The organism is Paenibacillus sp. SC116 (genome assembly GCF_024733555.1).
Taxonomy (GTDB): Bacteria; Bacillota; Bacilli; order Paenibacillales; family Paenibacillaceae; genus Paenibacillus_B.
The window spans coordinates 34,511-53,595 of record NZ_JANIOF010000009.1 but is presented as its reverse complement, the minus strand read 5'-3'; the positions used below and the strand labels follow the sequence as shown (position 1 = coordinate 53,595).

The following is a 19,085-nucleotide window of genomic DNA, read 5'->3' as shown; positions in this document are numbered from 1 at the left end:
AGTACTGACAATTCCGGGCCGATACAATCTCCCCAAACAATCTGTTGTACCTAACTATCAAACCAGCGAAACCGTCTCACCCGAACAAAGATTGACCTATACGGTGAAGCCGGGGGATACATTAGACTCCATAGCCCGACAATTCGGCACCACCAAGCAAACGATCATGCAAGCCAATGGCTTAGACAGTGATTTTGTCGTTCCAGGGCGAGTACTGACAATTCCGGGCCGATACAATCTCCCCAAACAATCTGTTGTACCTAACTATCAAACCAGCGAAACCGTCTCACCCAAACTAAGCTTGCCAACGGAGTATTCAATGAGGCCTACAATAAGATATAAAGTAGAAATTGGGAATACCTTGGACTCCATAGCCGCAAAATTTGATACAACGAAACAAGTCATCATGCAGCTGAATGGCTTGGCCAGTGAAAATATTAGAGCAGGTCAGATATTAACGATAAATACAAAGGTTACTGCCATGCAGCATCCCACTGATCAAAGACCTTCCTCCCCCACTATCGCACCCTATAAAATAAAGGAAAGTACATTCCATGATAACGGCTTGCAAGCAACGATCACCATATGGAAAGCAGCTAGCAAAAAAGAGCCTACCTATTTCTTTGTTAGTAAAATGGCCGTGACTGCTGCAGGTGACCCCAAAGCTTACCATCAAAATAATGATTTAGCACTAGACTTTCTAAGTACGGCCGGCATTGAGGGGTACTGGTGGGGCCTGGTCACGGACCCTTCCGGAAATCCTATCATGCAAGGAGACAAGGATCCTGCTCCTGGATACTATATTTCCAAAACGGCTCTGTCGGATTGCAAGAAGCCTGTTACTGATCCAACCAGATATTTGAATGCCACCGAAATTCCCTACATAGCTCTTCCGGCTCGTCATATGATGGGAGCTAAAATTGGGGATTTGGCCGCGGTCATTAATACGATGAATGGGAAAGTCGTCTACGCAATCGTAGGCGATGTTGGACCGGATGATTCTTTAGGAATCGGTTCTATAGCTCTTGCCGAGGAACTTGGGGTTCTTGCAAATCCCAAAATAGGAGGGACAGAAGACGGAATTTTATATATCATTTTTGCACAGAGCGGCGAAAATGCATGTACACCCAAAACGTCTGAGCAGATTAAAAAAAGGGGAACAGAATTATTTGAAAAATGGGGGGGGATGAAACAGGTTCGTACTTTGTATGATAAGTTTCCACTCACCTATAAAGCCACTGAATAATACATGGAGAGGGGGGATAAAACCTTGATCTATACAGTACGGCCAGGAGAAACTATTCAACAAATCTGTCACAGATTCCAAGTTACTGTAGAGCGACTAATGACCGCAAACCGAATGATAGACCCTACAGTTACTTCGGGTCAATCGCTTATCATTCCCACTCATTCGGTGAACGAAAGCCATGAGACGGAGACAGGTGTAACAACGCTATCGGAGGAACTGAGCGAACACATTCCTTGGCGGAGTATAACCACCGGCCCCCTTCAGACACCAGGTGACCCTGATCAATGGCCTATACCGCAACAGTTGCCTTTGAAAGGCGAACCAATCGCCGTATTTAAAGAGACAGATATTAACAAAAGTATTCCGATATACACTTCAAGAGCAGCTTATTTTTTTATGAGTAGAATGGTAGTCGAACCAACGAAATGCTTCTCCATTTGCAACCAAAAAATTAGCCCATGCGGCGATTGTTTTAAGAGCGAATCGACTCCCTTCTATATCATGCCTCATCCAATAAGCTGGGTAAGCCTGGGAGACTATGGAGTGGTCATCAATACGAGGGAAAAAACAGCTGCATATGCTCTTTTTGCAGATTGGGGCCCTAAAAACGAAAGCATAACACTTAACACCGCTCGCACGTTGTTTTCAGGTAAAATAGGCACAGGTTCAATCTATCTAGGCAAGCAACTGAAAGTTAATCCTACTGAGCCAACCCAATATGGGATCGTATACATCATCTTCCCCAATTCTGCAAACGGCATAAAAACAATTAAGAGTGTAGAGGAAATAAATAAGGAGGCATCTAAAGCTTTCAAAAGATGGGGCGGGTGGCCTCAGGCCAAATACTTACTTAAAAATCACTATAATATCACGATGTAGCGATCTATATCATGAAGGAGGAATCAGGATGTGGTATATCGTACAACAAGGAGATTCTTTGTCCACTATTTCCCGCAGTTTCGATATTCCAGTACAGACATTAGTCGGGGCAAATTGGATAATCGATAATACCATCTATATCGGTCAACGGCTGTTCATCCCTACGCAATTAGAGGTTAGATTGACCTACATTGTGAAGCGAGGGGATACGATGGACTCCATTGCACGACAATTCGGCACCACCACGCAAGCGATTATGCAGGCTAATAACATGGACCATGATTCTGTATCTCCAGGGCAGCAATTGCAAATCCCAGGCAGGTACAATACTTTCCAACAAGCCTTCATACCATACAACAACCAAAATGCCGCCCCCGTTGCACCGTACAACTACCAGACAAGCGACACCAACTTACCAGAACAAAACTGGCAAGCTTACTATCCAGTGAGACCTACTATAAGCTATAGAGTTCAACTCGGAGATACCCTAGACTCCATTGCCGCAAGATATGGTACGACCAAACAAGCCATCATGCAGCTCAATGGCTTAGGTAGTGAAAATATTTATGCAGGTCAGACGCTAACGATAAATACCCAATAAAACTTTCGCAAGGGTTGTGAGTTATAGATTCTAGATGACCCTAAATGAAAACGCTAAATGACACTCCAACCCTTTGCGATCCTCCAACGCATTACTTCGTTCATTTCCCCCGAGGCCCAGCGCTCTACTCACTTCAATCGAATCGTTATATAAAATCGAAGCGTGACATCAGTCCATACCAAATCTAGACGGTTGCATAGTATACATTAGGTACATTCGTTATGCTTCCGGGAGTGTGAACAATTAGTATGAGCATGAGCACAAGTATACGTGCGATCCCGGTGTCCGCTTCATTTACAAGCCCAAGTACAAGTCCGGCAGGATACGATTATGGCCTCTGTCAGACAATCGGCGCGTCTCCTATAAGTCAACCGAGTCCTCCATTCTTCCCCAATCCTCCAACTCGGTATCTTTATCTTTGGCCGACTTTTTTCTATGGAGCAAGAGATCGCGTAAGTCTACCCTTTTACATAGTCTTCTTTTAAGATACTGTATATTTCTAAATCGACGATTCCTTTACCTGACCATTGGGAAGCCTGCCTTAGCGTTCCTTCATAGACAAAGTTATTTTCAGCAGCACTTTCTTAGAAGGGGTATTGGGAGGCATCACTTCAGCCTGAATGTGATTGACGTCAACATCCATAAGCAAAAAATCGATCAATATGCCCACCGCTTCGGTCGTTCTCCCCTTCCCCCATTGCGATTCCGCCAAGAAATAACCAATCGTCACTGCGTTTACTTTTTGATTGAACTCGAAAGCTTCAATGATACCGAGAAGTTGATCAGGTTCAGCGTTGGCGAATATGCCCCACTTGGCCCGCGACTTTTTGAGACAGTCTCGCTCAGAATGGCCGATCATTTAATCGGATTCGTCTTGGTCTGGCTTTTTATGCCACTTAATCTCTTCAATGCTAGGTTATTCCTATCATGTCATAGAATATTTATGGGATTTGCGTTCAATGAAAAGTTAACGTGTATTTCATTTTATTTTCAGGTTCACCCTTCATAATGACTAATAAGCTGCTTCAACCATCATGAACTGGTTAATAACGTATGGGAATCACATATAGCTATTTGTCTATTATTAAACTAAGAATAAAAATAAGAAGTTGTGTTATTAGGAAAGGTGGAAGGAAAAATGAAAAAATCGACAAGTGCAGCGGCGTGGTCCTTTTCCATGATGATGCTATTAGCACCAACGATATCGGCTCAAGCAGTCCCATTTACACCATCTGTCATTCAGATGGCGGAAGTGCAAAAGCGTGTCGATACTCCGGATAAACGACTGCTGACGCGGGAAAAAAGCAATTTGTTCCACGAGAAACATGTCGAATCGGAACGCAATACTAGCGAGAAATAATGAATGTGTCGAAAGCTTTATTTGTAATAATGAGGCTTACTTCGTTAAATAAAATTATAGATCGATATAGTAATAGATCACATAGAAAAGCAGGCTTTAACGGAAACAAAAAATCCGTTAAGCCTGTTTTTTTTCATTGTTCTACTTATTTTGCTTTAGAAGGAACCCATACTGCTCAATTGCTCGAATGCGAGCTTGTTTCAAGTCAACAATGGCATTTGCTTGTGATTGATGTATCGCTTTGTCAGAGAGATGAGCGAGTTGTGGCAGCCATCGGCGAATATAAGCACCGCTCGGATCATAGGTCTCTGATTGACGTACTGGGTTCATCACGCGGAAATAGGGTGCAGCATCATAGCCTAGCGAAGAGCTCCACAGCCAACCACCTCGATTGAGTACATGATCGTAGTCGGCTAATTTGTCTCGAAAATAAGCTTCGCCATAGAAAAAAGGGCAGAGTAACTGCTTCGTTAAGAACATGGCTGTCACCATCCGCAGGCGATTGGGCATTTCTCCTGTTTCTTTTAACTGTGTCATAGCTGCATCAATGATGGGTATCCCGGTTTTTGCCTCAGCCCAATAATCAAATGCAGCGGTGTCGAATCCGGACCAATCAAATTTCCGCTCATACGAGAAATAATCTTGGTTCCGCAAAGCCTGGTAGAGATAAAAGTCGCGCCATGCAAGTTGCCGAATCCAGCTATCTTTATATCCGCTCCCATCCTGAGCTGCTTGTTCGTATACTTGTCGAATGGAAATGGCCCCTGTGTTTATATATCCGCTCATTTGACTGGTATGGCTCCATCCATATCTATCTCTTCCTTGTTCATAGTCAGGAAGCTTTTCTACTAAGAACTGCTGTAGTTTTTTCTGCGGTTCATCTGTTGAAATTGAAGGGGATGTTGACTGTAAAGCGTCATACATCCATAGAGGGAGCGAAAAAGCTTCTGCAATGTTTGGCGAAACTTGTACCGTTACAAGGTCATTTAGCGAAGTAAACATAGGTGGTTCCGCAAAAAGATCCATAGCCTGTTTCCATTTGTTATAAAACGGGGTAAATACTTTGTAAGGTTGATCGCGGTTGGCGAAATGATCAAAGGAATCCGCATCAATAAGCATATGATCGATGTCTGTAATTGTCTCTAGTCCACAGGCTCGAGCAGTATCGAGTAATGTCTGATCACGCTGTTTGGCATAAGGAGTCATATCCTCATGGAAAGCGACTATTTGTAGTGGATAATTGGCGGCCAACAGGAGTAGAACTTGATCAGGTGAACCATAGACAATCACTAAATGTTGGTTGGCTTGCTGGTAGTTTTGTTGCAGGCGACTAACCTGGTGCAAGAAATGTCGGCCGCTGTGCTCACGAGCGCGGTTTTCATCTAGCAGCATGGGATCTAGGACGAGTATATGAATGCCAGGCATGTGCAGGGAGCGAAGTTTATCGAATAATCGCATATCTGTCGTGCGCAAGTCACGCCTATGAAACCAGACGTACATGGAAATTCTCCTTTCGAATAACAGGTGAGGGGAAAATAAAAACCCGACAGGATGTGTTAATCACCTCCCACCGGGCTTGGTATCACGTATAACTTATAATAAAGATAATTACTCTGTAGCGTATTTCTCGTATTGTGTATTACTCATTACACGACGAGCACCCAAATAGCGCTCCTCATAGTAGTTCATGCTAAGCTTGTCGATTGTAACGCCCTTATTCGTAGCAGAGTGAGCGAACTTACCGTCGCCTACATAGATACCAACGTGGGAAACGCCTTTGCCGCTAGTGTTGAAGAATACAAGGTCTCCAGCGCGAAGATCGTCTTTGGAAACTTTAGTGCCTTCTTCAAACTGAGAGCCAGACGTACGAGACAAATCTAAGCCTAGTTTGTTGAATATGTAGCTAGTAAATCCTGAGCAATCAAAGCCGCTTGTTGTTGTACCGCCGTATTTGTAATCTACGCCGATTACTTTGTCGATTGCGCCGTCCATTGTTGTTGCTGCGAATGCACTTCCTGCTCCGAATGATAGCAGTAGGCTTGTCGCCAGTGCGGCTGTGATTAATTTCTTCTTCAAGTATAGGTTCCCCTTCCGTGCCTGCGAGGTTAGCTGTAGGGTTCGGTTGAAGGTCTCCCTATGATCCCTGTGCAATCCGAGATCAATTCACCCAAAAACTTGGTTCCCCCGCTTCCCGGATGTCCTCGGGAATTCGGCTTTCATAATAGGACATCTTTCTTTCCGTCACACGTAATTACAATTTTGCAAGAAATTCATCGTAGTTCATGACAAACTTGTAATAAATCTAAGGTTTATTTTAACAGACATTTTCCGATTTTACAAATTGCTTATGTCCAAAAACGCAAAAAAACTTGCTTAAACCTATCATTTAGGCTCAAGCAAGCGTTTTCTTCACCCTTTTTTGTTCATTTTCTTACTATATCTCGATCTTACGCATACAATCTGTTTTAAAAAGGCCTGTTGTCGATCTTTTGCCACAAATCAAACCGACTGGAAAGGCTCCATATTTGTAACAAAGTCCTTATAGCTGGATAAGCTTGTTGTAATAAAAGTGCGGTCATTCCTGTCCAAAACATAGCTGCTGCCGTTACTAATGCACTTCCGAGGAATCCTATAACTAGAAAGAATAAAGATATCCCGAGTATCGGTAGAAGACCGCGCATACCCGTAAGCAAAGCTGACCATATCGATTGTTCGCTGGCCTTTCCAAATTGCATAAGTAAGAATAAGTGATGTACAATCCATCCACCAACAAGCCAGAGAATGAGCATTGGTGCCACCTGTTGGAGGAGATCAGTTGCACTCATGGCGCTTGCTAGAAGTGCGGTTAATTTAGGTACGATCCAATATGCTGGGAGAAGAACGAGAACCAGTTCGAATACATATAGTAAGCTCATCGGTTTCCACAGTGTTTTCATGCCGCGAAAGAATGCGAGTCCTTTACTATTACGATGCGAATAAGACATGCTGTATAACAGCCCGGCATGAATGAGTGGAGTAAGCAGCATACGCAGGGCGACAAATCCGACGATTGTCCATAAATAAGGCGCGTACTCCGTTGTTCTTGTTAATTGAAAATGCGCTTCGATATGGAATAAAGAACGGCTTAACTCTGTTGGAGCAGGCTCAGGATAGCGTTGCAACAACGGAACAACAATATGATCAATGAAGCGGTATAAGAAGAATCCCCATAACAGCTGATAAATAAATAGAATAATCCAGATGTATAGATGCTCCTTGACCCAATCCCATCCCGCACGAATATGAGGTTTCATCGTCATCAACTGATCACCACCCTAACAGCTTACTCATCATTTCAATCCATTTCATTGCCGTCCAATCGACGCGAGTGCGTACGGGCTCATTCACAGAAGCCTTCATATAGTTATTAATTTGCTTATTGTCCAGCACGATCGTATGTAATGGATCGACGAACACCCAAGCGAGCGGTGAGGAGTGGGTCAGCTTGTATTGAATACGATCTCCTTCACCGGACCATATTTTTCGCGTTGTGCTCCCATCTTCAAATCGGAATACAATAGGTACTTCGGGATAATCGGCCCCACGCTTAGTAATATGTACGATCGATTCATACTGGTTGCCAGTTTTGTTTAGTTCAATGGATTCTACTGCAAAGTCAGCCATCTGCCGATCGTATACATATTGACTGAAAAATGAAGACCAGTTGCGCTTGGTCACCGATTCTACTACACGTTGAAAGTCGGCAGTGGTCGGGTGCTTAAAGCGATATTTTTCTGTATAGGTTTTTAAAATACGCTTCATTGTCTTTTCGCCTACTTGACGCTCTAAGGCGACTAGTACAAGCTTAGCTCTCACATATACGTTTTCTGCATAATGCTCTTGATTGTGATACTGCCAGGCTGACTGCTTTAACGGGGCAGGAGAAGTAATGTAGCTTGATTCCACCATGAAATTCGGGGTAACCCCAAATTCCGATTCCATCAGCTTGTCTTCAGCGTAAGACGTAAAGCCTTCATCCAGCCAAGCCTCCTCAAATTCATTGGAAGCTAGTAGGCCGTAGAAATATTGGTGGCCGATCTCATGCACAACGGTTCGTTCTAGATCATAGCCTGGACTGTCGTCCCCAGCCCCGAATGTCGTCACCAAAGTAGGATATTCCATCCCCCCAGCGCCATTAGCCTCAAGCGGAGGTACAACAATAGATAAAGTTGAATACGGATACTCACCATACCATTGGCTAAATTGGTTTAAGGCTGCTTTGGCGGCGTACATATAACGTTCCTTTAGCGCTTGGTGCTTCGGATCTAAATAGAGTTTAATACGCACACCCGGTACATTTTTGGACGAGAAAGGCTCCTCAACATAGATAAAGTTTGGAGACGCTGCCCAAGCAAAATCATGTACATCGTCGGCATAAAAGTGATACACCTTACTACCATTTGCAGTCACAGGCGTTTTCGTTGGGAACCCCGTCGCTGCAACGATATAGGATTCAGGAACTTGAATGCGGACATTGAAAATACCATAATTCGAGTAAAATTCGGAGTTGCCATGGTATTGATGCACATTCCATCCATCCGTATTTCGTCCTCTTATGCCAGCCTTTTCATAGGCTGCTAGCTTCGGAAACCATTGCCCTGCCATAACGAAATTGTCAGTGGCACCCATGCGTGCAAATATACGTGGCAGTTTAACTTCATATTTCATTTTTAACGTAATACTTCCACCAGCTTTGACCGGCTGTGGCAAGCGCAATTTCATAACGGTTCGATCTTTGGTATTGCCATCGTCTGGCTGAACGTATTCCAGTCGATTCATAAGAGGCAAGCCATCTTCCGTCTGAATTGCGGTGATTTGCATATTGCCGTAACCATCTGCAGGCATTTTATCTCCACGTAGTTTTCCCCCGGACTCCTTCATAAAAGTGGTATCCGCAGATTCAAAGGCATTTGGATAGAGATGAAAATACAGCTCATTCACGGTCTTACGTCCTGGGTTATTCCAGGTGACTGCTTGCAACCCATAGAGGGTCTTGGACGCCTCGTCCAGTTTCACATCAATGTGATACTCTGCAATCCGTTCTGAGCGCGGAGTATCGATTGGAGGTGGAGGGGGGACAGTGGGCCCCTCTTTCCTCGTAATCTGTTCGGCTGCTTCAGGCCCGACAGAAGGGACTAGTTCATTAGGCAGCAGCCATATTAGCAAGCAGAACCCCGTTGTCATCAATACGATAGCAGATAAGACGGAGCGATAAGCGTGAGCTCGGGTCATTGATTCGTACCTCCCGTTGACAAGCATCTACCGCATGTATATGTTGGCTTTTACCCGATTATTAGCTAAAATAAAAAATGATTGTGATCCGGTTGTATGCCGCTATCTAGATAAGTGGGGGAGCTTTTGCATACGAGGAAGGAGTAATGGACAATGGAACAAGAAAAGAAAGCTAAGAAGCAGCTTGCATTCAATGTTGTAAGCAGCAATGATAAGCATAAAGGATTCGGTGCAGGCAGCATCGATCTGAACAGTGTATCACCAGTCATTATCGATGAGGGTCGAGCTTACATCGATATGGGTGCTATGCACGCAAAAAGTAAAGTAGAGCGTGGCATTAAATTCTCTATGAATAAGGAAGATGTGCCGAACGGCCGCCAATGTTGGATCGTTTGGGTTGCGGTAGATCGTTCACCAGAAGGCTCTTTCTATGGAGGGCTGACAGCTTGTGAGATGTTGGTGGATACAGAAGCAAAGCGTGGATGGAAAATCCTTGCTGACCATGTAAATAAGATGGATTATGCGATGAAGCGCCGTGTTATCGTTGACGGACTTGGTGCTGAAGAAAAAGCAGCGCTTCGACAATTGCTTGAGACGCATAATGCAGAATGGTGGGAGCGTACTCCAGACGAGTTTAAGGCGGAGTTGGAAGCGTAACGACTCGTTAGAGGTTTACAGTTGCATCCTGTCATGAATAAACAACCTTTGTTACGCAGCATGCTGCAGTAATGAGGGTTGTTTTTTCGTGTTTATCTTTAAAACTTTGAGCTAGAACAAAGTGCTAGTAGGGGAAAAGGGCAAAAAAAGACCCACCCCATAATGTAAAGTCGCGGGGTGGGCAAACGTCTGTTACCTAATGAAGGGATTTAATTCAACGCAAAAATGTAACCCAAAGCATTAATTCAATGGTGAATCATGTCCAAAGGCTACGTTACAAATATTAGCAAAATTTGCTTTCGAGTTCAATAGGTAAAATTCGACAAAGTTCGCACATATTCGCCACAGCGTTCCAACGGAACGTTAGTTACTGCTGTTTCATCGCTCCTTGCCAAAAAAGATCTACGATGGATGTAGCCAACTGTTCATGGGATGGGAACAGTTCACGTGCGCTATCACGGTTGCCCATCATGAGTAATGAGGAGAAAGCATGGGCAAGCAGCATAGGTGATCCTGATTGCAGTTGGCCTTCTGTCATAGCCTTCTCGAAATGGAAAGCAAGTAAATCATACAACAAGTGCTCAGCCGAACGAATTCGTTGTATGTGTTCTTCAGACAACTGTTTCTCGGCCTCTTTTAGCATGGTTTCCAAGTCGCTGTGCGGCCGTGCAATCTTTATATATGCGACACGTGCCAATCGATCACGCAGATGCCCCTCACTGTCCATAAGAGACTTAGTTGCCTTATGTGCAATGGTCAGCATATATTCGATAGCTGAGGTGAACAATTCAGCCTTGTTGGAGTAGTAGTAATAAATAGTGGCTTTCGTAACGCCGCATATAGCAGCAATTTGCTGTAGAGAGATAGATTCATATCCTTGTTCCATAAATTCCTTGGCAGCTATTTGAATAATGATCTCCTGTATCGGCATTTCTTGTTCATTGAGTTTTGGTCTGCCTGGGGTACGAGCGGCTCGTTTTTGTTTCGACATGTATAGGTCACTCCATTTCTGCGTTTCGTGCATCTATTGATAAAAAAAGTAGTTGTTTAAATATTAACCTTCGGGTATATATAATATTAGAGTTCTAAGTTAATACTTTTTACACATCAGATGAAATTAGCCAGTAGTTACGGTCTAGTATACCTTTCCAAGCTGTAAAAATCACCCGCAGCATAGGCGGAGAACGACGTAACTAGGGTAGATACGTGTAACCGTAAAAGGAGGAGCATAATGGAAGGTTATCGTGGACTGACTAAATGGGTTACTGGAAAGTATGGCAGATGGATAACACTTGCGGTGTGGATTGCTGTGGTGCTCGTGTTAAGCTTCATTTGGCCAAACGTAAATTCACAAGAAAAAAATAATGAACCAAGCTTGCCAGAGTCGGCTCCGTCCGTTCAGGCGGAACAAATTGCGAATAAACAATTTCCAGGTGAAGATGGCTCGCCAGCCCTGATCGTATGGAAGCGTGAGGTTGGCCTCCAAGCCCAAGATATTCAAAAGTTACAGGCATTAACGAAGCAATGGGAGCAAAGTCCTTTGCCGTATATGGAAAGGGTTGTACCCTTACATCAACTTCCGATTCCTGCGGTGATGTCGCAGTTATCGGAGGATCGTTCTACACTTGTCTTCCCGGTTATTTTTGATGAACAGGCAGATCCAGATCAATTGAAAGAGGGCATAACACAGCTAAAGCAGGAAGTCACAGATCAGTTCGCTGATGATCCATTTAGCGTAAGCTTAGATGATAAAGAGAAGCTGTCTGCACGTATTACGGGGCCTGTTGGAATTCAAATTGATGCTACAGGATTATTTAAAAATGCAGATGTATCCTTGCTTATTGGAACGGTTCTGCTCGTCGTGGTCATATTGCTGCTTATTTATCGTTCGCCGATACTTGCATTAATTCCATTAATAGCTGTAGGGTTTGCCTTTGGTGTTACGAGTCCAATATTAGGATATATGGCTCAACAAGGCTGGATTACGGTGGATGCACAAGCCATTTCCATTATGACGGTGCTCTTGTTTGGAGCAGGTACAGATTACTGCTTATTCCTAATTTCGCATTATCGTCAGATGTTGACAATAGAAGCTAATAAAGTTCGCGCTTTAGTGGCTGCTTTCCGTGGTTCGGCAGGTGCTATTGCAATGAGCGGCCTTACGGTTGTGCTTGCGCTATTCGCTCTGCTGCTTGCTCAATATGGGCCTTATCATCGTTTTGCCGTGCCATTTAGCATTTCGATACTTATTATGGGTATAGCTAGTTTGACGTTAGTTCCTGCTATGCTTGCTATCCTTGGAAGGGTTTCCTTCTTCCCATTCGTTCCTCGCACGCCGCAGATGCAAGAAGAGAGAGCGAAACGTACTGGAAAGATAGGGCGCGCTCAAAAGAAGCAAGCTAACCCTTCAGACAGTCGCGTCGGCAGACTTGTCGTGAACAAACCTTGGAGTGTTATTGTCGCGACGCTGCTCTTGCTAGGTGGGCTTGCAAGCTTCTCGCCACAAATCAAGTATACCTATGATCTTTTGTCTTCATTTCCATCCAACATGGAATCCAGAGAGGGGTTTGCAGTAATCGGAGAGCAATTTGCCGTTGGTAAGCTGGCTCCCGTTCAAGTCATCTATGATTCAAATGGTAAGCCAACCTCAGTGGCAGAAGCTCTGCGTGCCTTACCGTTTGTATCCACTGTTTCCGAACCACAAGTGGGAAAGGAAAACAAAGAAATTATCGCTTACAATGTCGAGTTGAATATAAATCCTTATTCTACAGAGGCAATGGAGCATATACCAGCCATTCGTTCCGTGGTAGAGCTATCGCTTCAGCAAGCTGGATTGGAAGCTGAGCAAAAAGTGTGGATAGGCGGTCAGACTGCTGCACAGTATGATACGAAGGTGATAGGCCAACGAGATACACAGCTTATTATTCCAGTTGTTATTGGCCTTATTTCCTTGCTGCTGCTCGTTTATTTGCGCTCCATCGTCGCAACCATATATCTAATAGCTACGGTAGTCTTGTCGTATTTCTCTGCACTAGGTCTTGGGTGGATTATTTTCCATTACGGATTCGGCGTAGAGGCGATACAAGGCGCAATACCGCTCTATGCATTTGTCTTTCTTGTTGCCTTAGGTGAGGATTACAACATCTTTATGGTGTCCCGTATTTGGCAGAAGAGTCGGTATTTGCCGCTAAAGCAAGCTATTCGTGAAGGTGTTAGTGAGACGAGTTCGGTCATCACTTCGGCTGGAATTATACTAGCGGGCACATTCGCGGTCTTGGCCTCTTTGCCGATACAAGTGTTGGTGCAGTTTGGTACGGTTACTGCGTTAGGTGTGCTACTTGATACTTTTATTGTTCGTCCTCTATTAGTTCCTGCAATTACCGCTGTGTTAGGGCGTGCTGCCTTTTGGCCGGGATTGCACCATAAGGTTGATGCAGCACAGTTAAATAGCTCTACCGCTACGGAAAAATCATAGCTGACAAGATGTTAGTAAACGTAGATTAATATTGATATCCAAGCTGCTTTTGAAAAAAAATCTACAAAATAAAGCCCTGAAGATATTACATCTTCAGGGCTTGCTGCTTAGACCATACAATTTCACTGCTATTCTGACCACCAGCGTTTGAAATGCTGCCACCAAGATTTTTTCTTGTCTTCAGCTTCAGGTAATACAGTCTCTGACTTAGACTTGTTGCGGACTTGCTGTTGATCATGCTCATTACATATTTCTTTAGGTTCTGTACCGCGGACAAAGGTTTCAAGTTGTTTTGCAGAACAGCCTTCGCCAGCAAGCTTGCCGGTATTCGGATCAATATAGGTACTTACAATGTTATCGGGCACAGGGAACAGCTTCGGTGGCACATTAGCCAATGCCTTTTCAGTGAATTGTGCAAAAATTGGCGCAGATCGACGAGCGTCTGACTGTGTGATCCTTTTGCCCTTGTCATAACCTACCCAGACTGCAGTGGCTAACTCAGGCGTATAACCAACGATCCAAGAGTCTGAATCGGTTGTCCCCGTTTTGCCAGCTACAGGTCGTTTAATAAGTGTAGACACCCGATTGCCTGTTCCTCCTGCCTCAAATACACTCTCCATAAGGTTGGTAAGAATGTATGCCTCCTCAGGGAGAACAACTTGCTTCTCCACAGGTGCAGGCGCTTCATACAATAGGCGGCCCCCAGCATCTGTTACCGCTAGCACGGTACGCGGGGTTACTTGTTTTCCCTCATTGCTAAGTACAGCATAGGCAGTCGCCATTTGAAAAGGACTGACAGGAAAAGTGCCTAACGCTAAAGATGGTAGTGGCTTTAGTCCATTTTGAATACCTAATCTCTCCGCCATATTAACGACTTGCTCAGCGCCTACCTGCATGAGAGTGTTTACGGCATAAATGTTATCGGATGCTGCGATGGCTTGTCGAAGCATAATATCGCCATAATATTTATCTCCATAGTTATTAGGCTTGTACACTTTCCGGCCTTCGTCATAGGTGAATGAAGTCGGTTGGCTGACGAAGCGTGTAGCTGCCGTTATAGCTTTTTTCTCAAGTGCAGCTAAATAGACGATCGGCTTAAACGAAGAGCCAGGCTGCCTTGTCTCCGCAAATACCCGATTGTATTGATTGGTGCGGTAGTCCTTGCCCCCGATCATCGCTTTTACATCGCCCGAACGAGGATCGATTGCGACCATAGCCGCCTGCAAATCGCCCTCTTCCGGGACATGCTTGGCTATTGCTGCGTCAGCGGCTGCTTGTACCTGGCGATCCAGCGTCGTATAAATACGTAAACCTCCTGTGGAGAGCGTAGCTTCAGAAATACCTAATGCATTCAATTCTTTCTTCACATAATCACGGAAAAACGGAGCAACAAGCAGCTCGGAACGATCGGCGCGTGAACGGAACGTAAGCACTTCGTCATAGGCTTCCTTTGCCTGTGTATCTGTAATTTGATCTAGCTCAACCATGCCGCGAAGGATAACTTGCTGCCGATCCTTTGCATTTTTCATGTTTAACCAAGGTGAGTAATAGGAAGGACCGCGCGGGATGCCGACAAGCATTGCGCCTTCCGCAAGTGTGAGCTTATGGGCAGACTTGCCGAAATACATATGAGATGCAGCTTCGATCCCATAAGAACCATGCCCGTAGTAAACGTTGTTTAAGTACAACTCCAAGATTTCATTTTTGCTGTACTTCATCTCTAACTGTACAGCCAGTAGTGCCTCTTTCAGCTTGCGCTTCCATGTCCGTTCATGAGTCAAATACAGATTGCGCGCCAACTGCTGTGTGAGCGTACTGGCTCCTTGTCGTTTTGACATGTGCTCTAAGTTAACAAGGGTTGCTCTAGCGATGCCGCGGGCATCTATTCCCCAGTGGTGATAGAAACCACGGTCCTCCGTTGCGATGGTACCTTGAATGACATAGTGCGAGATCTGATCGATCTTGACGGATTGCCTCTGCATTGATCCTGATGTAAGCATAGCAACAGGCTTGCCTTCTCGATCCAGCAGCTCGGAATCCTGCTGAATTTGCGAAGGGGGCAGGTCTGTCATATATAAGTAGCCAAGTACGGTTGCTGTTGTGCCTAGGCCTAGTACAAATAGAGCGATAAAGACAGTCAGCAACCATCGGAGCCAGCGATTTTTGATTTTGCGTTGAGTTGTGGCGGCCATCCCAAGTTCCTCTTTTCCTAATGCGACAACGATGCCGCAGCTGATCTTAGTAATCAGTATGGAAAAGGAACATTAAGGATATTCATTGTCCTTTGTATAGATTAAAAAATGGACACTATCGGCTTGTAAAATATCCTAATATTCGAAATGAACAGTGTCGACCTTAGAGAAATAATTAAAGTACACTGTGATGGCGGTAGCTCCTTTTTTATAAAAACGAAGTGATTGAAGATCTTTGTTAAATGAAGCTGTATAGCTAGAAATATCAACACCGAGCACATTTTTTACAATTGGTTTCGCTTGGGCAATAGCTTTAGCTTTTGTTAAGACCTTATTTTGGGATGTATCGTAAAGACCCTCTGTTAAAATGCCGGCATAAAGCACTTTCCCGTTTTTTGCATTAATATGGACAGATTGAGCCTCATAACCCACTATTTGATCAGCAACGTCTATGGAAAGATCATACTCCTCTTCAAATGGCTTAATGGTTTGGAAGTTCCAAAACTCTGTTCCGTTCACATATTTATTAAGAATTACTTGATTAAAAGGTTGAGGTTGTTTGAGTGTAAGTTGTTTAATTGCTTGTTGTGCGGCCTTCGTATATTGTGAATCCATTTCTTTTACGTTATAGACGAGATAGTAGGATTTAAGCTTATTTGTGGCTACATCCAACATAACGTACTCATTGCTATTCATTTCATAAAAGCTGAAGAATTCCTCTTTATTAATAAAGTCTTTCAAATAATGGACTTTTTGAATATTAAATTGGGTTGGGGCAAGTACTTTCAATTGCTCATCAATAACAACTGCATGCTTAGATAAATAGTTCGAAATATCATTCTGGGAGAAGCTTAACGATATATCAACAACCTTTGCTGATTTTATATCCAGACTAATGACAGCATCAAAATTTTTGGACACTATATACAAGCACTCTATTTTGTCGCCGTATGTACACTCATCTTTAACTGCTTTTTCTAGGTGAAAAGCTTTGCCATTGCTATGCTCTTTCACAGCCTGTTCAGCAGCTTTTATGTATTTCTGGTCAAGCTTTGAAATGTCGAAATATACAGGTGCTTGCTCTTCCTCTTCGGAGATAATTGACTCAGCGAATACTGAGGAGGTAGTAACTAGAGATAGAATCAGTACCAACATGTGAATAAGTAATCGGGTCCTGTTTTTCATGATATCGTGTTCTCCTTTTTGACATAGTAGAGTCAGAATTGAGGGCCACATATTCGTAATTACCGAATAGGGGTAGGCAACTTTTACCATTCTACAACAAAGCTTCATATAAAGTAATCACGAACATTATTAGATTGATCATATAAAATAGTTGCTTTTTGGGGGGGATTCTATATAATAGCTTTTGTTTGGTGCAAATTGGAGATGAAGTGTTACGAATGTTACACCTGAACCATTACGAGCATTTCTAACTGGGACCAACGATACCATCACCCGAAGAAAGAAGGTTGATTGTTATGGAATTGTGGTTTACGGAGAAACAAACGCCGGCATTCGGCATTACGGCAAAGGTTCGCGAGACTTATGTAGATGAACAGACGCCATTCCAACATTTATCGATGGTGGAGACCGAAGAATTCGGCAGGATGCTCGTACTGGACGGCATGGTCATGACGACAGTAAAAGACGAGTTTGTATATCATGAAATGGTCGCTCATCCTGCGCTTGTAACGCATCCGAATCCGAAGAAAGTGCTCGTTGTGGGCGGCGGAGATGGTGGCGTTATTCGCGAAATCTTGAAGCACCCTTCTGTAGAGAAGGCTGTACTTGTTGAAATTGATGGCAAAGTCATCGAGTACTCCAAACAGTACTTGCCAGAAATCGCTGGCGAGTTGGACAACCCTCGTGTAGAAGTCATTGTGAACGATGGCTACATGCATATTTTGAACAACAAAAACGAGTACGATGTGATCATGGTAGACTCAACAGAGCCTGTAGGCCCTGCAGCACCGCTCTTCGAGCGTGGTTTCTACCAAGGCATCTACGAAGCTCTGAAAGAGGACGGTCTATTCGTTGCACAAACGGACAACCCTTGGTTCAAAGCGGACTTGATTCAGCAAGTTAACCGTGACGTGAAGGAAATCTTCCCAATCGTGCGTGTATACGGTGCGAACATTCCAACTTACCCAAGTGGCTTGTGGACGTTCACAATGGGCAGCAAGACGCATGATCCGCTTGAAGTGGATGCGGCTGCAATCCCTGATATGCCAACAAAATACTACTCCTCACGCCTTCACCATGCAGCATTCTGCTTGCCGAAGTTCGTTGAAGATTTGACGAAGTAAGCGGAGCGCAAAGGAGAAGACGACGATGAGATTGGATCAAAAATATTCAGGCAACGTATTTATTCTAAGCTCTGACAACTACGAGGAATCCAAGGCAGTCATTTATGGCATGCCGATGGACTACACGGTATCATTCCGTCCTGGCTCCCGATTCGGCCCAGGCCGTATTCGTGAAGCTTCTGTTGGATTAGAAGAATACAGCCCTTATCTCGATAAGAGCTTGGAAGAAGTAACATACTTCGATGCAGGCGATCTGCTGCTGCCATTCGGTAATGCGGCACGCAGTTTGGATGTTATTCAGGAGTATGTAGCGGGCTTGATGAAAGACAACAAGTTCCCAGTCGGTCTTGGCGGTGAGCATCTTGTTTCGTGGCCAGTCATTCAAGAGGTATATAAGAAGTACCCGGATCTCGCGATTATTCATATCGATGCGCATGCTGACTTGCGTGAAGACTATGAAGGTGAGCCACTGTCACACTCAACACCACTGCTTAAGGCAGCGAAGTTGATCGGCAGCAAGAACATTTATCAGTTCGGCATTCGCTCTGGCTCCCGTGAGGAGTGGACTTATGCTCGTGAGAACATCAATTTCTATCCGTATGAAGTAGCTGAGCCTTTGCGCAAAGTACTTCCTGAGCTTGCTGGTCGTCCGGTATATGTAACGATCGATATCGACGTATTGGATCCTAGCTGCGCACCTGGTACAGGTACGGCGGAAATTGGCGGAATTACGACGAAAGAGTTGCTGGAAGCTATTCATCTGATTGCTGGCTCGGAAGCGAGCATTGTCGGCTGTGACTTGGTTGAAGTTGCACCGATTTATGATCCGACAGAACAGACGCAGATTGCAGCGAGCAAACTTATTCGTGAAATGCTGCTAGGTTTCGTAAAATAGGTTGATTTGAACGAATAACCACCTTTCTGACTGTGTACTTGGTGTGCATAGAAGAGGGGTGGTTTTTTTACGGAAATCAAAAGAAGCTTTAACAGGTAAGTTGAATTCGAGTGTAGGCCCACATCTCAAATGGATAAAGAAGAATAGGCTGCCCAGCAATAGAGTAGGCTGAGGGAGTAGCGGGCCAGCCTGCAGCT

The 19,085-nt window shown here is 44.3% G+C and carries 15 protein-coding genes, 1 pseudogene and 1 riboswitch; of the genes and pseudogenes, 8 read left to right on the top strand and 8 right to left on the bottom strand.

Translation table 11 applies throughout. From position 1 onward, the window contains the following. The 3 genes from NQ117_RS22980 to NQ117_RS22970 all read left to right on the top strand — a co-directional run. A partial coding sequence (locus NQ117_RS22980; protein ID WP_258280354.1) for a LysM peptidoglycan-binding domain-containing protein occupies positions 1-1,246 on the top strand: 1,246 nt, incomplete at its 5' end. 24 nt (positions 1,247-1,270) lie between these two features. Continuing rightward, positions 1,271-2,128 carry a LysM peptidoglycan-binding domain-containing protein gene (locus NQ117_RS22975; RefSeq protein WP_258280353.1) on the top strand — a complete coding sequence of 286 codons (858 nt, stop codon included), beginning with the start codon at positions 1,271-1,273 and terminating at the stop codon, positions 2,126-2,128. Positions 2,129-2,156: 28 nt separating this feature from the next. Beyond that, on the top strand, positions 2,157-2,729 hold the full coding sequence (locus NQ117_RS22970; RefSeq protein ID WP_258280352.1) for a LysM peptidoglycan-binding domain-containing protein: 573 nt from the start codon (positions 2,157-2,159) through the stop codon (positions 2,727-2,729). 458 nt (positions 2,730-3,187) lie between these two features. On the opposite strand, the pseudogene NQ117_RS22965 reads toward NQ117_RS22970, so the two are convergent. Further along, positions 3,188-3,588: pseudogene (locus tag NQ117_RS22965) on the bottom strand (GNAT family N-acetyltransferase); the annotation flags it as partial. 279 nt (positions 3,589-3,867) lie between these two features. On the opposite strand from NQ117_RS22965, the gene NQ117_RS22960 reads away from it, so the two are divergent. Continuing rightward, a complete protein-coding gene (locus tag NQ117_RS22960) occupies positions 3,868-4,089 on the top strand; it encodes a hypothetical protein (RefSeq protein WP_258280351.1) in 222 nt (73 codons plus the stop codon). Positions 4,090-4,230: 141 nt separating this feature from the next. Here NQ117_RS22960 and NQ117_RS22955 read toward each other — a convergent pair whose 3' ends face one another. The 4 genes from NQ117_RS22955 to NQ117_RS22940 all read right to left on the bottom strand — a co-directional run bounded on the left by NQ117_RS22955 (position 4,231) and on the right by NQ117_RS22940 (position 9,360). Beyond that, positions 4,231-5,589: a cryptochrome/photolyase family protein gene (locus tag NQ117_RS22955; RefSeq protein ID WP_258280350.1), complete on the bottom strand. Its 1,359-nt coding sequence runs from the start codon at positions 5,587-5,589 to the stop codon at positions 4,231-4,233. 108 nt (positions 5,590-5,697) lie between these two features. Continuing rightward, complete coding sequence (locus NQ117_RS22950; protein WP_258280349.1) at positions 5,698-6,165, bottom strand: C40 family peptidase; 468 nt, start codon at positions 6,163-6,165, stop codon at positions 5,698-5,700. Between the two features lie 3 nt (positions 6,166-6,168). After that, a riboswitch (cyclic di-AMP (ydaO/yuaA leader) is annotated at positions 6,169-6,314 on the bottom strand. Positions 6,315-6,554: 240 nt separating this feature from the next. Next, positions 6,555-7,388, bottom strand: a complete 834-nt coding sequence (locus NQ117_RS22945; protein WP_258280379.1) for a carbamoyl transferase — start codon at positions 7,386-7,388, stop codon at positions 6,555-6,557. A gap of 7 nt (positions 7,389-7,395) precedes the next feature. After that, positions 7,396-9,360 (bottom strand): M1 family metallopeptidase, encoded by a 1,965-nt coding sequence (locus tag NQ117_RS22940; RefSeq protein WP_258280348.1) that lies wholly within the window; start codon positions 9,358-9,360, stop codon positions 7,396-7,398. Positions 9,361-9,513: 153 nt separating this feature from the next. Here NQ117_RS22940 and NQ117_RS22935 point away from each other — a divergent pair, with 153 nt between their 5' ends. Beyond that, positions 9,514-10,017, top strand: coding sequence for a YwhD family protein (locus NQ117_RS22935; protein ID WP_258280347.1), 504 nt, complete (start codon positions 9,514-9,516; stop codon positions 10,015-10,017). A 367-nt stretch (positions 10,018-10,384) separates the two neighbouring features. Here NQ117_RS22935 and NQ117_RS22930 read toward each other — a convergent pair whose 3' ends face one another. Further along, positions 10,385-11,008 (bottom strand): TetR/AcrR family transcriptional regulator, encoded by a 624-nt coding sequence (locus tag NQ117_RS22930; RefSeq protein ID WP_258280346.1) that lies wholly within the window; start codon positions 11,006-11,008, stop codon positions 10,385-10,387. 240 nt (positions 11,009-11,248) lie between these two features. On the opposite strand from NQ117_RS22930, the gene NQ117_RS22925 reads away from it, so the two are divergent. Further along, positions 11,249-13,492, top strand: coding sequence for an MMPL family transporter (locus NQ117_RS22925; protein ID WP_258280345.1), 2,244 nt, complete (start codon positions 11,249-11,251; stop codon positions 13,490-13,492). Between the two features lie 128 nt (positions 13,493-13,620). On the opposite strand, the gene NQ117_RS22920 is transcribed toward NQ117_RS22925, so the two are convergent. Next, positions 13,621-15,684 carry a transglycosylase domain-containing protein gene (locus NQ117_RS22920; protein ID WP_258280344.1) on the bottom strand — a complete coding sequence of 688 codons (2,064 nt, stop codon included), beginning with the start codon at positions 15,682-15,684 and terminating at the stop codon, positions 13,621-13,623. A 135-nt stretch (positions 15,685-15,819) separates the two neighbouring features. Then, positions 15,820-16,869 (bottom strand): hypothetical protein, encoded by a 1,050-nt coding sequence (locus NQ117_RS22915; RefSeq protein WP_258280343.1) that lies wholly within the window; start codon positions 16,867-16,869, stop codon positions 15,820-15,822. A gap of 296 nt (positions 16,870-17,165) precedes the next feature. Here NQ117_RS22915 and speE point away from each other — a divergent pair, with 296 nt between their 5' ends. Next, complete coding sequence (speE, locus tag NQ117_RS22910) at positions 17,166-17,993, top strand: polyamine aminopropyltransferase (protein WP_258280342.1); 828 nt, start codon at positions 17,166-17,168, stop codon at positions 17,991-17,993. Positions 17,994-18,018: 25 nt separating this feature from the next. Then, the gene (gene speB / locus NQ117_RS22905) at positions 18,019-18,888 is read left to right on the top strand and encodes an agmatinase (protein WP_258280341.1); all 870 of its coding nucleotides are present in this window, start codon (positions 18,019-18,021) and stop codon (positions 18,886-18,888) included. Positions 18,889-19,085: the final 197 nt, after the last annotated feature.

What these genes read in the sequence shown, in the direction of transcription:
- NQ117_RS22970 (WP_258280352.1), top strand. Translation starts at nt 2,157, where the DNA reads ATGTGGTATATCGTACAACAAGGAGATTCTTTGTCCACTATTTCCCGC.
- NQ117_RS22945 (WP_258280379.1), bottom strand. Translation starts at nt 7,388, where the DNA reads ATGACGATGAAACCTCATATTCGTGCGGGATGGGATTGGGTCAAGGAG.
- NQ117_RS22935 (WP_258280347.1), top strand. Translation starts at nt 9,514, where the DNA reads ATGGAACAAGAAAAGAAAGCTAAGAAGCAGCTTGCATTCAATGTTGTA.
- NQ117_RS22960 (WP_258280351.1), top strand. Translation starts at nt 3,868, where the DNA reads ATGAAAAAATCGACAAGTGCAGCGGCGTGGTCCTTTTCCATGATGATG.
- NQ117_RS22920 (WP_258280344.1), bottom strand. Translation starts at nt 15,684, where the DNA reads ATGGCCGCCACAACTCAACGCAAAATCAAAAATCGCTGGCTCCGATGG.
- NQ117_RS22955 (WP_258280350.1), bottom strand. Translation starts at nt 5,589, where the DNA reads ATGTACGTCTGGTTTCATAGGCGTGACTTGCGCACGACAGATATGCGA.
- NQ117_RS22930 (WP_258280346.1), bottom strand. Translation starts at nt 11,008, where the DNA reads ATGTCGAAACAAAAACGAGCCGCTCGTACCCCAGGCAGACCAAAACTC.
- NQ117_RS22940 (WP_258280348.1), bottom strand. Translation starts at nt 9,360, where the DNA reads ATGACCCGAGCTCACGCTTATCGCTCCGTCTTATCTGCTATCGTATTG.
- NQ117_RS22915 (WP_258280343.1), bottom strand. Translation starts at nt 16,869, where the DNA reads ATGAAAAACAGGACCCGATTACTTATTCACATGTTGGTACTGATTCTA.
- speB (WP_258280341.1), top strand. Translation starts at nt 18,019, where the DNA reads ATGAGATTGGATCAAAAATATTCAGGCAACGTATTTATTCTAAGCTCT.
- speE (WP_258280342.1), top strand. Translation starts at nt 17,166, where the DNA reads ATGGAATTGTGGTTTACGGAGAAACAAACGCCGGCATTCGGCATTACG.
- NQ117_RS22925 (WP_258280345.1), top strand. Translation starts at nt 11,249, where the DNA reads ATGGAAGGTTATCGTGGACTGACTAAATGGGTTACTGGAAAGTATGGC.